This is a genomic window from Rhodovulum sp. HP10 (genome assembly GCF_047553435.1).
Taxonomy (GTDB): domain Bacteria; phylum Pseudomonadota; class Alphaproteobacteria; order Rhodobacterales; family Rhodobacteraceae; genus Rhodovulum.
The window spans coordinates 1,454,179-1,468,944 of sequence record NZ_CP180201.1; the positions used below are offsets into that span (position 1 = coordinate 1,454,179).

11 protein-coding genes and 2 pseudogenes are annotated in these 14,766 nt (G+C 62.6%); 10 read left to right on the top strand and 3 right to left on the bottom strand.

The window, feature by feature from the left end:
* Positions 1-4 precede the first annotated feature (4 nt).
* The 5 genes and pseudogenes from ACK8CO_RS06680 to ACK8CO_RS06700 all read left to right on the top strand — a co-directional run.
* Entirely contained in the window at positions 5-1,207 is a 1,203-nt protein-coding gene (locus ACK8CO_RS06680; protein WP_414898610.1) for a PP2C family protein-serine/threonine phosphatase, read from the top strand.
* Positions 1,204-1,539, top strand: coding sequence for an STAS domain-containing protein (locus ACK8CO_RS06685; protein ID WP_414898611.1), 336 nt, complete (start codon positions 1,204-1,206; stop codon positions 1,537-1,539). Before ACK8CO_RS06680 ends, ACK8CO_RS06685 begins: the two co-directional genes overlap by 4 nt.
* A gap of 12 nt (positions 1,540-1,551) precedes the next feature.
* Complete coding sequence (locus ACK8CO_RS06690; protein ID WP_414898612.1) at positions 1,552-1,947, top strand: ATP-binding protein; 396 nt, start codon at positions 1,552-1,554, stop codon at positions 1,945-1,947.
* Between the two features lie 117 nt (positions 1,948-2,064).
* Positions 2,065-5,721 carry a PAS domain S-box protein gene (locus tag ACK8CO_RS06695; protein WP_414898613.1) on the top strand — a complete coding sequence of 1,219 codons (3,657 nt, stop codon included), beginning with the start codon at positions 2,065-2,067 and terminating at the stop codon, positions 5,719-5,721.
* A gap of 133 nt (positions 5,722-5,854) precedes the next feature.
* Positions 5,855-6,055, top strand: a pseudogene (locus tag ACK8CO_RS06700) (transposase); the annotation flags it as partial.
* A 57-nt stretch (positions 6,056-6,112) separates the two neighbouring features.
* Here the strand turns inward: ACK8CO_RS06700 and ACK8CO_RS06705 are convergent.
* Positions 6,113-7,238 (bottom strand): annotated as a pseudogene (locus ACK8CO_RS06705) (integrase core domain-containing protein).
* 492 nt (positions 7,239-7,730) lie between these two features.
* On the opposite strand from ACK8CO_RS06705, the gene ACK8CO_RS06710 reads away from it, so the two are divergent.
* The gene (locus ACK8CO_RS06710; protein ID WP_080615214.1) at positions 7,731-7,898 is read left to right on the top strand and encodes a transposase; all 168 of its coding nucleotides are present in this window, start codon (positions 7,731-7,733) and stop codon (positions 7,896-7,898) included.
* 511 nt (positions 7,899-8,409) lie between these two features.
* Here ACK8CO_RS06710 and ACK8CO_RS06715 read toward each other — a convergent pair.
* A complete protein-coding gene (locus tag ACK8CO_RS06715) occupies positions 8,410-8,661 on the bottom strand; it encodes a hypothetical protein (protein ID WP_414898614.1) in 252 nt (83 codons plus the stop codon).
* A gap of 218 nt (positions 8,662-8,879) precedes the next feature.
* Here ACK8CO_RS06715 and trxB point away from each other — a divergent pair, with 218 nt between their 5' ends.
* The 4 genes from trxB to ACK8CO_RS06735 all read left to right on the top strand — a co-directional run bounded on the left by trxB (position 8,880) and on the right by ACK8CO_RS06735 (position 13,966).
* Positions 8,880-9,884, top strand: coding sequence for a thioredoxin-disulfide reductase (gene trxB / locus ACK8CO_RS06720; RefSeq protein ID WP_414898615.1), 1,005 nt, complete (start codon positions 8,880-8,882; stop codon positions 9,882-9,884).
* Complete coding sequence (locus ACK8CO_RS06725) at positions 9,881-10,336, top strand: RES family NAD+ phosphorylase (protein WP_414898616.1); 456 nt, start codon at positions 9,881-9,883, stop codon at positions 10,334-10,336. Before trxB ends, ACK8CO_RS06725 begins: the two co-directional genes overlap by 4 nt.
* Positions 10,337-10,565: 229 nt before the next feature.
* A complete protein-coding gene (locus tag ACK8CO_RS06730; protein WP_414898617.1) occupies positions 10,566-12,275 on the top strand; it encodes a bifunctional sulfate adenylyltransferase/adenylylsulfate kinase in 1,710 nt (569 codons plus the stop codon).
* Positions 12,276-12,679: 404 nt separating this feature from the next.
* Positions 12,680-13,966, top strand: a complete 1,287-nt coding sequence (locus ACK8CO_RS06735) for an O-acetylhomoserine aminocarboxypropyltransferase/cysteine synthase family protein (protein WP_414898618.1) — start codon at positions 12,680-12,682, stop codon at positions 13,964-13,966.
* A gap of 50 nt (positions 13,967-14,016) precedes the next feature.
* On the opposite strand, the gene ACK8CO_RS06740 is transcribed toward ACK8CO_RS06735, so the two are convergent.
* Complete coding sequence (locus ACK8CO_RS06740) at positions 14,017-14,721, bottom strand: SIMPL domain-containing protein (RefSeq protein ID WP_080615208.1); 705 nt, start codon at positions 14,719-14,721, stop codon at positions 14,017-14,019.
* Positions 14,722-14,766: the final 45 nt, after the last annotated feature.

Consider the following 14,766-nt stretch of genomic DNA (forward strand, 5'->3'; position numbering starts at 1 on the left):
ACGGATGGAAATTCTTGTCGTCGACGACGACGATCTGATCCGGGAACTGATCATCCACAGCATAGGGCAGCTCGGCCATATTCTGCACGCAGCGGATAGCGCCGAGAATGCCCTGAACCAAATTCAGGCCGGCCTGAACGTGGATCTGGTGATCAGCGACTGGATGATGCCCGGGATGACAGGCGTCGATCTTTGCGCCGAGATCCGCCGTAAAACGAGGCAAAGGCACGTCTTTTTCCTGCTTCTGACCGCGCGCGAAAGCCGCGAGGACTACTTGTCGGCCATGGAGGCCGGCGCCGACGACTTTCTGGTCAAGCCCTTCGATCCGGAAATGCTGGCCGCCAAGGTCCGTGCAGCTGAACGCATATTCGACCTGCAAACCCAGCTGGCGCTCAGCAACACGCAGTTGACGCAAAGCAACCAGGAACTCGACGACGCCATTCGCAAGCTGAAGAACGACATCAACGCAGCCGCCAAGCTTCAACTTGGATTACTGCCGCCTGACAAGGTGCGTTTTGGCCGTTTCAAGATGTCGGCCGCCTTGCTGCCATCCTCTGCGGTGTCGGGAGATATCTACAATTATTTCAGCCTGGGCGACGAAACCTTCGGGCTCTATTCGCTCGACATCGCCGGACATGGCGCACGCGCCGCGATGATGACCTTCGCGATTTCCCGCTACATCATCGACCTGGGGGTCGTCAGCAATTTCGAACAGTCTCGGACTTTAAGCAGCTATGTGCAGGAATTGAACGAGATCTTCCAATCGATCCCGCCGGACAACGACTATTTCACGATGCTGCTGGCGACAGTCTCTGCAGATGAGAAAATGCGGGTGTGCCAGGCCGGACATCCTCACCCGATCGCCACGCCGATCGACGGCGGCCCGCCTTTTCCGCTGGGCGAGGGCGGATTCCCGGTAGGGCTGCAGGAGGGCGTCTCATATGAGGAATTCCTCGTGGATCTCAAACAGATCCACCGGGTCGTCTTCTATACCGACGGCATCACCGAATGCGGTGGCCCGAACGGAGAATTGTTCGGCGTCGAGCGCTTTCAGCGGCTGTTGCATGAGGCGGCGAGCAGTCCCCTGGATGACGTCGTTCCGGCTGTCAAGCAAGCGATGGTAGACTGGCATGGAAGCGACGAATTCGATGACGATATCTCAATAATTGTCCTCGAGAATAGCAAGGCAACGTCGGAGGTCCCATGATCAAAACCGAAACCTCAGCTGGAGTGGTCATCTTCGTGATCGACACGCAGCGCCTGGACGCAAGCAATGCGACTGCCTTTCACTCGCAGTTGTCACCGCTGATCAAGGGCCACGACCGGATCATACTGGATTTCACCTCCGTGGAATTCATGGATTCAACCGGGATTGGCGCGCTCGTCGGCGTCACCAAGGGAAAAGACACTGATGCACGCATTGCCATGTGCGGCCTGACCCCGGCAGTCGAGACAATCTTCAAGCTGCTGCGCATGGACATGTTTTTCCTCGTTGCCGCCGATCGCTCCGATGCCATCGCGCTGCTCGAAGCCTCCTGACGGGCGCGCGACATGCCCGGTCGCTTCATATTGAAGTACGATTTCCTGGAAGCTCCCCGAATCTGGGACGCTATATGCCACGAAGTCAGCGAAAATTATTCGCCGGACGAGCAGATACGACTTCGTCTTGGCATGACCGAGATCATCAACAACATCGTTGAGCACGCTTCCACTGGGCGGGAGGATGCGCGGTTCTCCCTTCGGGTTCTGAAACTTGACGGGCGACTGTTTCTATGCCTGTCGCATGAAGGCCCCACTTTTGTGCCGTCGCCGGAGGCCATGGACCCCGACAAAGTGCTTGCAAGTGAGCGAACCCGCGGACGCGGCCTGTGGCTCATCTCTCAGTGTTTCACGGAGGTGAGGTATCGCGATCGCGGCCTCACGCAAAGGATTATCGCGCGACTATAGGCCGCTCAATCGACGCCAGATCAGAACGCATCGGATAGCGATAGAGGCGAACCTTAAGAGATCAAACATGTTTGCCGGCGATTATGCTGCCGTTCAGATGATGCGGGACGCCTCCAAATGAGCTTTCTCAGGCCCAGAAAATCCCTGCCCAGGCATCCGGTGATGGCGGGAATGATCGTCTTCCTGATCGTCCTGGCGGCTGCCAACGGGGCGATCACCATAGAGAAGCGGGCTCTGCTGGAGGCGGAACGCGATCTGGTGGCTCAGGAGGTCATGACGTTTTCAGCTCGTTTGCAGACAGAGATCAACTCGAACGTATATCTTGCAAACGGACTCGTTGCATTCATCACGGCAAGCAAGTCCGTCGACCCACAGGAGATGCAAGCGGCAATGGCGTCACTACACGGGGCGGGACGCAACATTCGCAATATCGGCATGGCCCCCGGAAACCGTATCAAATACGTATTCCCCGCACCCAGCAATTCTTCCGTCATCGGCCTGTATTATCCCGACATCAAGGAACAATGGCCCGCTGTAAAAAAAGCCATTGACAGAAAGACAACTATTGTGACCGGACCTCTCAACCTCAAGCAAGGCGGTGTTGGCCTGATAAGCCGGACACCGGTATTTCTTGGGGACGGCTCCTATTGGGGTATTCTGAGCCTGGTTCTGGACGCGGAGAGCGTGTTTGCACAGGCTGGCATGCTCCCTCTTGAGAACCACCTGGATATCGCTCTGCGCCTGAAGGCTGACGATGGCGATCCGGGTCGGGTCTTCAGAGGTCAGGAACAGCTTTTCGCGCCGACCTCCATCTTACGAGACATCGTTCTGCCGGGGCTGGTTTGGCAAATCGCGGCCACACCACGCGGTGGGTGGACACACAGCCTCGGTCATTTGCAACTGCTTCGAGGACTTTCCTTGCCACTGGCCCTGTTTCTCGGAGCGCTGGCGACAGGGCGCCAACGCCAGGTACTGAACCTGGCCCGTACTGAAAGGCGTCTGGCTTCGGTGGCAAAGGCGATCCGCGATGCAATCGTGGTCGTCGACGAATCCGGAGAGGTCGTCGAACTGAACACCGCAGCCGAGACCATGTTCGGCAGGTCGGCCGCGCAAGCCAAATCGATGCCCGTCTCAGGGATATTCCCGGTCGAGGCAGTCTTGGCCAATCCCTCCACCCCGTCAATTGTGCATGGCCGGCGAGCAGACGGTACGGAGCTTTGTCTTGAGATCAGCTCAAGCAGCGTTGAGCTGCAGGGCACATCAAAGACCATCTACTCGATCCGCGACGTCGGCGATCGCATGGCGATAGAAAATGCCCTGAGACAGAGCGAAGAGCGTTTCCGCAATATCACCAGTCAGGTTCCCGGCGTAATCTACCAATGGCAGGAGGGCCCGGGGACCCGCCACGGTTTTACCTATGTCAGCCCCCGCTCCTACGAAATTCTCGGCCTTGAAGCAGACGCTCTTGTCGAGGATTGGAGCTTGTTTCAAATCCATCCTGACGAAATCGATGCCTGGGTCGCGAGCATCTCGCATTCGATATCGACTGGCGAAGACTGGCAATTCGAAGGCCGCTTTCTGCGTGACGGCGAAACTCGATGGTGGCGCGCCTTCTCAAGACCTCAGCGCGCCGCCGACAGCCCTGATGATACCGTCATCTTCACTGGCGTGATATTCGACGTGAGCAGTGTCAAGGCTGCCGAGCAGGCTCTGATCGCCAAAGAGCGGGAGCTGGCAGTCGTTCTCGAGAGTGCGTTGGACGGGATCATTTCCATTGACATGCGTGGAGTGATCCTTTCCGCAAACGCCGCGGCGGCACGAATATTTCAATATCGCGCTGCAGAACTCGTCGGCCAGAACGTATCGATTCTGATGCCCGAGGCGGTCGCCAACAGGACTGGAGCCTATTCGGAGACCGAGGCGCTGGGCGTCATACGGAAGGTCGTCGGCATGTCGCGAAGGCTGACGGGACGACGCCGAAATGGCGAAGAGTTTCCCGTCGAGCTAAGCGTCTCTGAGATGATGACCGAGTTCGGTTCCGCCTATACGGGCGTCTTGCGCGACATCACCGATCGCGTCGCGGCGGAACGTGAGCTGGAGGCGGCGCGCCTCGGCCTCGAGCAGAAAGCCAACGATCTGGAAATTCTGGCAGATCAGCGAGACCGCGCCCGCCGGGACGCGGAGCGCGCCAGCGAAGCAAAATCGAGCTTCCTCGCCGTCATGAGCCACGAGTTGCGCACACCAATGACTGGAATCCTGGGCATCGCCGACTTGCTGCTTGCGGAAACCCAATCGGTTCGCCATCGCAACTGGATCGACACGTTGCGACGTTCAGGGGTGAACTTGCTTGCCCTGCTCGACGACATTCTCGATTTCTCGAAGATCGAAGCGGGCAAGCTCAGCCTCGAGGCGATCGCCTTCTTGCCGGATACCGTGATCGCAGATATTTACGAGCTGCTGTCCGGCACCGCGCAGAAAAAGGGGCTGGATTTCAGGATTGAGCATCGGATATCTCCATCGCCGACGCTCATGGGCGATCCGATGCGGCTGCAGCAGATATTGCTGAACCTGACCACAAATGCCTTGAAATTTACCGACAAGGGCAGGGTAACTCTGAGTTTGAGCGGGGCCGAAAAGCTTCCGGACGGACGGTGGCGCGTGGAATTCGAGATTGCGGATACCGGCATCGGTATTCCATCCGATCTTCAGGCGAATTTGTTCCAACCCTTCACACAGGCCGAGGCCTCGACCACACGCCGTTTCGGCGGTACCGGATTGGGGCTGGCGATCTCGGGACGCTTGGCGCAAGCGATGGATGGCGAAATCAACGTTAGCAGCGTCGAGGGAGAAGGCTCTGTTTTTCGGCTGACGATCAGTTTGCCCGAGGCGACCGAGGCAACGAAAATCATCATTCATCCCGCGCACATCGCGCTGGAACCTGCCCATGGCAGACCTCTTAACATCCTGATCGCAGAAGATAATGAGACCAACCGCCTCCTGCTGAACGACGCCCTCGAGATGTGCGGTCACACGGTTTCCACAGTCGAAAATGGCGCCGAGGCTGTCACTGCAGTTAAAGAGGGTGATTTCGACGCTATCATCATGGACATGCAAATGCCGGTGATGGACGGTATGACCGCAGCCCGAGTGATCCAGGCGGAGAACGAAAATGGGCCTCCCATCATTTTGCTGACAGCCGATGCGCTTGCTCGGCAGAGTTTCGAAAAGGAAAAAGCATTCTCGGCAGTCCTGACCAAACCCATAGACTGGAATAGACTTTTTTTCGTTCTGGGCAAATTCACGGGAGGATCCGATGAATTATCGACCACCGCGCAGCAGCATGATATGCTATCCAATTCTATCGGAATTCCGACGAATAATTCTGATATACGCGAAAAAGTCTCCGCAACCGAACCGCCTACACTTTCACTGGAATGGCTAGATGTATTACGTCAGACGATACCACCCGAGCGCGTCCGCTCTATCTTTGCCTCGCTGATTGAAAAGCTGGACCTCCAGTCGCAAGACCTGCGTGCTCGCCTTAATGACGGCGATCTTGAAGGAGTCGAACGCACGCTGCACAGCCTTCTGGGATTGAGCCGTCAATTCGGTTTAGGACGGGTCTCCGCATGTTGCCAGAAGATATCCATTGCTTCGAAGTCAGAAAGCATTGCAAGCCAAAGCTCCTTGCTAAAACAGTTCGACACTGAGATCTCATCGGCCCGTAAAGCTCTCGAAGCACATATTTCTAGCCCACCTCAGTCCTCTTCATGATGTCTTGGTCTCGTCTTGTGCCTGTTTCCCCGGGCGGATCTGCCCCTCGGTCACAGTGACGAGTAAACTAGGCTGCAGCCCCATTGATTTCAGGCATTTGGCATGATTCAGGCTCCGCAAGGAGACCTGATCGATGAGCAATCTTTACTGGCTGAGCGATGCACAGATGGAACGCCTGAAGCCGTTCTTTCCCAAGAGCCATGGTAAGCCCCGCGTCGATGATCGTCGCGTCCTCAGCGGCATAATCTTCATCAATCGCAATGGGTTGCGTTGGTGCGATGCGCCGAAGGAATACGGCCCGGCGAAGACCCTCTATAACCGTTGGAAGCGCTGGAGGTGAGTGGTTGAACGCCATTGGTTCGAGAGAAGCCACGAACACGGGGTTGTACACTTAACCTTCTTGGCTAACGAATGACATTACGGTTTCGATGGGACGTCGCCCCATGTTTCGGTAACCCAGATGCGGGCGCTCGGTGTTGTAGTGGACGAGCCAGGCGTTGAGATCTGCCTGGAGGGCCTCGACAGTCTCGTAGAAGGTCTTGCGCATCTTCACGCGGAAGAACTCCTCCAGCACCGTGCCGTTGAACCGCTCGACGAAGCCGTTGGTCTTCGGCGTGCGGACCTTGGTGCGGCGATGCTCGATTGCGTTGAGGTCGAGATAGAGCTCGTAGGGGTGACGCTCGGTGCCGCAGAATTCGCGGCCGCTCGCCATTGGGCTCGAACCAATGGCGCCTTCAATGGCTCGCTCGGTCAGCACCGCTTTCACCGGCAGGTCCAGGGCGCGGTAGAAGGGCAGGACGTCGTTGTGCAGGACCGCGACCGCCGCCTCGGGCTGCTTGGAAACGTGCAGGAAGCCGAAGGCGTAGCTGCCGAAGGTGTCGACGACCGCGTGCAGATAGACCTTGCCGATCCCCTTCAGCATGCCGACGAAGAACGTGTCGGCCGAGAGCAGCTCGCCGGGAGTGCCTGATTCCACGTGTCGTTCCCGGAAGCACGGGTTCTGCTTCTCGAGGAAGGCGGCCTGTTCGGCAGTGATCTCGATGGTCTGGCCCGCATGGGCGTCCTCAAGCGCCAGCCAGCGGTCGTAGCGCGTGCCCAGGCGGTTTTCGTTCAGGATCTTCTGGATGGTGATCGAGGAGACCCGCACGCCCTCGAGCGCCAGCATCGCCTCGAAGCGGTTGCAGCCATAGGCCGGATGTTCGAGCGCCAGCGCCTTGATCCGCTCGACCGTCTCGGGCGGGGTCGTTTGCGGGTGGGTCTTGTGGATCGGCGGCAGGTCCTTCAGCCCCTCGAAGCCCGTTCTCGGGCTTACGCAGCGCCACCGGCGCCACGGTCCCTCAAACCCAAAACCGACGTTTCCACTCGTAGAAGCTGGTGCGGTCCATGCCGCGCTGGCGACAGGCCTCGGCCACGTTGCCGAGTTCTTTCGCCAGTTCCAGAACGCTCATGCGGGTTTGCGCGAGCTTGGTCTTCGCATCACGAGCCTTGGGTTTCGTCGCTTTCGGTGTTCCATCCATGGCGGGGTCCTCCGTTCCCAAAATAGCATGGAAAGAAGGTTAAGTGGACACATATTCTCATGTTACTCTGGAGCTATGCCCGATTTCAGATCACGGAGCCTGATCAGGCAGCGCGGGTATCGGGTTCGCGCACGGCCACACCGTCAGTGAATCTGGCGCCTTCGATGACCTGTGGCAACGGACCCGCCATGGTCTGCACCACTTGAGTGGTGCGGTTTGAAAGTTATTGGATGAAGGGCCTCTGGTCCATCGGGAGGGCGGCCGCAGGGTCCGGCCGGCCGCGACGCGGACCGGGGGACTCCGCCTTGATGCCGTATCCCCCCACCTTGGTGCACAGATGCCATTGGGGGCGGATACAGCATCAAGGCCCATTCAGGGGTTTCCCATCTGCCGGGAGGTCTTCTTCAAGATGGAAAACGGAGGCGATCTTGGGCGGGCGGACGCTGATAAACATGCAATGGGCGCGGATCATGGGGCATCTGCCGGGACGCGATGGGCTGCCGAGGCGGCGCCGACAATCGATGGTTTGTAGATGCAGGGCTGTGGCTGGCGCGGACGGGCGCGCCTTGGCGGGATCTGCCACCCGCCTTCGGCAAGTTTAAGGGAACGCAGGCGCGGGGCCGCAGATGGGCGATGGCGGAGGGAGCGCATTTTCAATGAGACGGGCGTGGAACCCGACTTCGAATACGCCCTCATCGACAGCGCCGTTTGCAAGGCCCCTGCGGGTACGAGAGACAGAGGGGGCTCAGGGGATCGGGCGTTCGCGTGGCGGCCCCATGCCACCGCCGATGTTCCGGGGCGCCCGCTGCGGCCGATCCCGACCGCCGGACAGCGCGACGAGTGCCTGCAGGCTGCGGCGCTGATCGACGGGGCCGCGGGCCTTTGCCACGTCATCGCCGATGGCAGGCGCTCTGCGCAGGAAGATCGCAGACGGGGGCGAGGCCGAGGCCCAGATCCAAACGAACCCGCCCCGCGCGGTCGGGCCCCTCCCCGCTCCCGACCTCCATGCTGAACGCCCCAAAGCCGAGAATTCCTATTGCCAGATCAATCGCTTCCGCCGGATCGGCTTGCGATGCGAAAAACACCCTCAAGCTTCATGGGGCTCGTCTTCCTCGTCTCGGCACTCGATTGTCTCGGATAAAGGAAGACAGGGCCTGAAGGCGCCGGGCCGTCACTCGGCCCGTTCGATCCGCACGAAAATCCCGCGCTCGGCGACCCAGACCCCGTAGGACGACACAACCTGCGCCTGGGTCAATCCGTCATGATTGGCGGGCGCCGTTTCCGGAGCCAGCTCGCGCGAGGGCCAGAACCAGGCGCCGCAGGGCCTGCGCGCACCGCAGGCGACGCGCCCGGCCTCGGCGAAGGCCGCCTCGTCCCGCGGACCGCTGCACACCACCACGGACACGATCCGGGAGCTGTCCACGATCGCGCATTGCGACGGCATCTCGGCGGAAACGGTCTGTTGCGCGACCTCCTGGGCCTGCAGTCCGGTCGCCGAGATCAGCCCCGCAACGGCTGCCAGAGCATATCAAACCATCGGATTTCGACTCCCCCACTTGCGGCAGGCCCTGCCCGAGGCCAAGTTTGCCATCCCTCATCGCGACAACTATAACCGTCCCGACATCAGAAAGGTATCTGCAAGTGACCGAGAAACGACATGTCCGCGTGCTGATCATCGGGTCGGGCCCGGCGGGCTATACCGCTGCCGTCTATGCCGCGCGCGCGATGCTGGAGCCGGTTCTGATCCAGGGCATCCAGCCCGGCGGCCAGCTCACCATCACCACCGAGGTCGAGAACTGGCCCGGCGAGACCGAGATCCAGGGTCCCGATCTGATGGTCAAGATGGAGGCCCATGCCCGCGCCATGGGGGCCGAGATCGTCTCGGACTACATCTCGCGGCTCGACCTGTCGAAACGGCCCTTCACCGCCTTTGCCGACAGCGGCACCACCTATACCTGCGACGCGCTGATCCTCGCGACCGGCGCCCAGGCGAAATGGCTGGGCCTACCCTCGGAAGAGAAGTTCAAGGGCTTCGGCGTCTCGGCCTGCGCCACCTGCGACGGCTTCTTCTATCGCGGGCAGGAGGTCGCGGTGATCGGCGGCGGCAATGCAGCCGTGGAAGAGGCGCTTTTCCTGACCCGCTTCGCCTCGAAGGTGACGCTGATCCACCGCCGGGGCGAGCTGCGCGCCGAGAAGGTGCTGCAGAAGCGGCTGTTTGCCAATCCCAAGGTCGAGGTGCTGTGGAACCACGCGCTTGACGAGGTGACGGGCACCGACGCCCCGCTGGGCGTCGAGGGCATCCGGGTCCGCCATGTCGAGACTGGCGAGCCCCGCGAGATCGCCTGCAAGGGGGTCTTCATCGCCATCGGCCATGCGCCTGCCTCGGAACTGGTCAGCGACCAGCTCGAGACCCATATGGGCGGCTATGTCGTGACCGCGCCCGATTCCACCGCCACCTCGATCCCCGGCGTCTTCGCCGCGGGCGACCTGACCGACCACAAGTACCGCCAGGCGGTGACCTCGGCCGGCATGGGCTGCATGGCCGCGCTGGAGGTCGAGCGTTTCCTGGCCGAGGCCGGGCTCGACGAGGGCAAGGAGACAAGCCTGCCGCTGGGCTACGGGGCCGAAGTTCCGCAAGACGCATGATCGCCTTTCGGGGCCTCGTCTGGCGGCTGATCGCGGCCGAGCAGTCGGAGGCACCCTGCGCCCCCGTCTCAAGCCCCGAGGGCCGGTTTCATCATTCCGGCCAGGCCGTGCTTTATGCCTCGCTCACGCCCGAGGGCGCGGGCGTGGCCATCGCCCGCTACCTGACACCGGACGCCCCGGCGCGGGCGCTGGTCCCGCTTGCGGTCGCGGCCGACCGGATCGTCGATCTGCGCGCCCTGCCCGACCCCACCCGCGCCTCGGTCGTCTGGCAGGATCTGCGCAGCGCCGGGGCGCCCTCTCCGACCTGGGCGTTTTCCGATGCCGCGCGGCGGGACGGCGCCCAGGGGATGCTTTACCCCTCGCGCAGCCGCCCCGACCTGACCCATCTGGTGCTGTTTGACCCGGCTCCGCCGCTCGTGCGCGCTGCGGGCCCGGCACGGACCTGGCCCTGAGCCACCGCCCCCGTTCCGGGGCCCGCGCACGCGGCACTCCGGCGTTTCGCCGGGGCCGCGACAACCGGGAAGATGGTCCGCCATCGGCGGAAAAGCGACGCGGTCGGCCTTTTTCCCCGAATTGCCGAGCCGCCGCTTGCACCGCGCGCAGATTGCAGGCTAAGCCCCGGCCATCCGGGCTGCCCGGCCCGCACCGCCGCGTATTTTGGTTGAACCATCAGGTCCCGTCATGTCGATTTCAAACCTCGCCCCGATCCCCGAACTGTACGTTTCCCACGAGAGTGCCCAGAAGCTGAAGACGGAGGCCGGGGAGCTTCCGAGCTGGGATCTGACGGCACGGCAGATCTGCGATCTCGAACTCCTGATGAATGGCGGGTTCAACCCGCTGAAGGGCTTCCTGAGCCAGGCCGACTATGACAGCGTCGTGGAACGGATGCGTCTGGAGGACGGCACACTCTGGCCGATGCCGATCACCCTGGATGTCTCGACCGAGTTTGCCGACGGGCTGGAAATCGGCCAGGACATCGCCCTACGCGACATGGAGGGGGTGATCCTCGGCACGATGACGGTCACCGACCGCTGGGAGCCCGACAAGCATCGCGAGGCCGAGAAGGTGTTCGGCGCCGACGACATCGCCCACCCGGCGGTGAACTATCTGCATCACACCGCGGGCCGGATCTATCTGGGCGGGCCGGTCACCGGAATCCAGCCGCCGGTGCATTACGATTTCCGCGCCCGCCGCGACACCCCGAACGAGCTGCGCGCCTATTTCCGCAAGCTGGGCTGGCGCCGGATCGTGGCGTTCCAGACCCGCAACCCGCTGCACCGCGCGCATCAGGAACTGACCTTCCGCGCCGCCCGCGAGGCCCAGGCGAACCTCCTGATCCATCCGGTCGTGGGCATGACCAAACCGGGCGATGTCGATCACTTCACCCGGGTGCGCTGCTACGAGGCGGTGCTGGACAAGTACCCGCAATCGACCACCACGATGAGCCTTCTGAACCTCGCGATGCGGATGGCGGGCCCGCGCGAGGCGGTCTGGCACGGGCTGATCCGCAAGAACCACGGCTGCACCCATTTCATCGTCGGCCGCGACCATGCCGGCCCCGGCAAGAACTCAGCCGGCGAGGATTTCTACGGCCCCTATGACGCGCAGGAGCTGTTCAAGGAATACGAGGACGAGATCGGCCTCGAGATGGTGCCGTTCAAGCACATGGTCTTCGTCCAGGAGCGCGCCCAGTACGAGCCCGCCGACGAGATCGAAGAGGGCGTGACCGTTCTGAACATCTCGGGCACCGAGCTGCGCCGTCGCCTGGCCGAGGGGCTGGAGATCCCGGAATGGTTCTCCTTCCCCGAAGTGGTCTCCGAGCTGCGCCGGACCCGTCCGCCGCGGGCGAAACAGGGGTTCACCGTCTTCTTCACCGGGCTTTCGGGCTCGGGCAAGTCGACCATCGCCAATGCGCTCATGGTCAAGCTGATGGAGATGGGCGGGCGTCCGGTGACGCTTCTGGATGGCGACGTGGTGCGCAAGCATCTGTCTTCCGAGCTGGGCTTCTCGAAGGAGCATCGTGACATCAACATCCGCCGGATCGGCTATGTCGCCTCCGAGATCACCAAGAATGGCGGCATCGCCATCTGTGCGCCGATCGCGCCCTATTCGGCGACGAGACGGGCGGTGCGCGAGATGATCGAGGCCTATGGCGCCTTCTGCGAGGTGCATGTGGCCACGCCGCTGGAGGAATGCGAGAAGCGCGACCGCAAGGGGCTCTACAAGCTCGCCCGCGAAGGCAAGATCAAGGAATTCACCGGGATCTCGGACCCCTATGAGGCCCCGGCGGATCCCGAGGTCGCGGTCGACACGACCGGCATCGACGTCGACAACTGCGCCCAGCAGGTGATCCTCAAGCTCGAACAGATGGGCCTGATCGCCGGCCGCTGAGGACTTGCTGCTGAAGCCCGCGGGGAAAAGAGCCCGCAGGGACAGGACAGCGACGCGCCGCCCCGAAAGGGCGGCGCGTCTGCGTTTCGGGCCGGCGGGGCGCTGCCTCGCGGCCACCGTCCCGCGTGACATCTCGCCGGACCTGTCGGGTGCCGACGGGGCGACCGCGCCGCTTTCGCCTCCGGGCATGCGGCAAGCGCGTGTTGGGGGTATTTTCGCCAAGAAGAAGGGCCCACTTGACCCGCCCCGCCTGATCCGGGCTGCCCCGGGCCGGGCCGAAAGGCTGCTGTTCCATCCGCAGGGGCGGGGAGAGGCATCCGTTCTTTTCGGGCCGCTCTTGTTGCCCAGTTCCGGACGATGGCCTAATGCTTGGGCAGAACCGGGAACAAGGGAGTTCCGATCCGATGAGCGAAGACCGTCCGTACGGGTTCGATACGTTGCAGATCCATGCCGGGGCCAAGCCCGACCCGGCCACCGGCGCCCGCCAGGTGCCGATCTTCCAGACCACCTCCTATGTCTTCCGCAACGCCGAGCATGCGGCGGCGCTGTTCGGGCTGAAGGAAGTGGGCTTCATTTATTCGCGGCTGACAAACCCGACCGTGCAGGTTCTGGCCGAGCGGGTGGCGGCGCTGGAAGGCGGCGCGGGCGCGGTCTGCTGTTCCTCGGGCCATGCGGCGCAGATCATGGCGCTCTTCCCGCTGATGGCGCCGGGCCGCAACGTGGTCGCCTCGACCCGGCTTTACGGCGGCACGGTCACCCAGTTCAGCCAGACCATCAGGCGCTTCGGCTGGTCGGCCAGGTTCGTCGATTTCGACGATCTCGACGCGGTCGCGGCTGCCATCGACGACGATACCCGCGCGGTGTTCTGCGAGTCGGTCGCCAATCCGGGCGGCTATGTCACCGATCTCGACGCGATCTCGAAGATCGCGGACGCGGCCGGGCTGCCGCTGATCGTCGACAACACCTCGGCCACGCCCTATCTCTGCCGCCCGATCGAGCATGGCGCGACGCTGGTCGTGCATTCCGCCACCAAGTATCTGACCGGCAACGGCACGGTGACTGGGGGCGTGGTGGTCGATTCCGGCAAGTTCGACTGGTCGGCGAGCGACAAGTTCCCCTCGCTCTCCGAGCCCGAGCCCGCCTATCACGGGCTGAATTTCCACGCGACCTTCGGGCCCGCCGCCTTCACCTTCCATTCGATCGCCGTGGGGCTGCGCGATCTCGGGATGACGATGAACCCGCAGGGCGCCCATTACACGCTGATGGGCATCGAGACCCTCAGCCTGCGGATGGAGCGGCACTGCGCCAATGCGGTCAGGGTCGCAGGCTGGCTCGAGGCCCATCCCAAGGTGGCCCGCGTCACCTATGCCGGGCTGCCCTCCTCGCCCTATGCCGAGCGTGCGAAACGGATCTGCCCCAAGGGCACCGGCGGGCTGTTCACCTTCGCGCTGAAGGACGGCTATGACGCCTGCGTCAGGTTCGTCGATGCGGTGCAGCTGTTCAGCCATGTGGCGAACCTGGGCGATACCCGGTCGCTGGTGATCCATTCGGCCTCGACCACCCATGCCCAGCTGACCGAAGAGCAGCAGATCGCCGCGGGCGCCAATCCCGATGTGGTGCGGGTGTCGATCGGGATCGAGGATGCCGATGACCTGATCGCCGATCTCGAGCAGGCTCTGGCGCAGATCTGAGCCCGTAAGCCGACCGCGCCCGAACCCGGACGCGGTCGGCCTCCTGCGCCTTACTCGGCCGCGTCGCCGAGTTCGAAGACCATAGTCACCGTCGCATCGAGTGCAAGCTCGCCCTCGGCCATCGGCATCGAGTCGGCCATGGATTCGAACGACATCTTCATCCGCATCGGCATCGGCTGGCTCGCCCCCTGCTCGACGATCGAGACCAGCGAGCCGAGGCTCTGCCCCGAGGCGGAGGCGAACAGCTCTGCCTTGCGCCGTGCCTCGGCCACCGCGGCCCGACGCGCCTCGTCCAGGACCGGTCCGGGTTCCTGCAGGCCGAAGCTCAGACCGTCGAGCGTGTTGGCGCCGGTCCCGATCACCGTGTCGAGCAACGGCCCGAGCCCGTCCAGTTCCCGCACTCTCACGGTCACCCCGTTGGCAGCACTGTAGCCGGTGATCCGGGGACGCTTGCCATCTGCGCGGTCGCCCCAGACCGGCGACAGGTTCAGCCCCGATGTCTGGATGTCGCGCGCCTCGATACCCGCGGCCTGCAATTCGGCCATCACCCGGCCGAGATCGTCCGAAACCAGGGCCATGGCCTCGGCAGCGGTGTCGGCCTCATGACCGACGCCCAGCCTCAGCGTCGCCATGTCGGGCGTTGCGGTCGCGGTGCCGGTTCCGGTGACGCTCAGTTCGGGGGCGGCATCGGCCGCGATCGGCGCGACCAGCGCCGAAACGACAAGGGCAAGCGGGGCAAGAGGGACAAGACGCATGAAAACTTTCCTCGTTCTTTCTGTCATCCTTAATTGGTCTTCGAA

Coding starts and splice junctions, on each gene's coding strand:
- ACK8CO_RS06680 (WP_414898610.1), top strand. CDS start 5: ATGGAAATTCTTGTCGTCGACGACGACGATCTGATCCGGGAACTGATC.
- ACK8CO_RS06685 (WP_414898611.1), top strand. CDS start 1,204: ATGATCAAAACCGAAACCTCAGCTGGAGTGGTCATCTTCGTGATCGAC.
- ACK8CO_RS06690 (WP_414898612.1), top strand. CDS start 1,552: ATGCCCGGTCGCTTCATATTGAAGTACGATTTCCTGGAAGCTCCCCGA.
- ACK8CO_RS06695 (WP_414898613.1), top strand. CDS start 2,065: ATGAGCTTTCTCAGGCCCAGAAAATCCCTGCCCAGGCATCCGGTGATG.
- ACK8CO_RS06710 (WP_080615214.1), top strand. CDS start 7,731: ATGGGCTGCCGAGGCGGCGCCGACAATCGATGGTTTGTAGATGCAGGG.
- ACK8CO_RS06725 (WP_414898616.1), top strand. CDS start 9,881: ATGATCGCCTTTCGGGGCCTCGTCTGGCGGCTGATCGCGGCCGAGCAG.
- ACK8CO_RS06730 (WP_414898617.1), top strand. CDS start 10,566: ATGTCGATTTCAAACCTCGCCCCGATCCCCGAACTGTACGTTTCCCAC.
- ACK8CO_RS06735 (WP_414898618.1), top strand. CDS start 12,680: ATGAGCGAAGACCGTCCGTACGGGTTCGATACGTTGCAGATCCATGCC.
- ACK8CO_RS06740 (WP_080615208.1), bottom strand. CDS start 14,721: ATGCGTCTTGTCCCTCTTGCCCCGCTTGCCCTTGTCGTTTCGGCGCTG.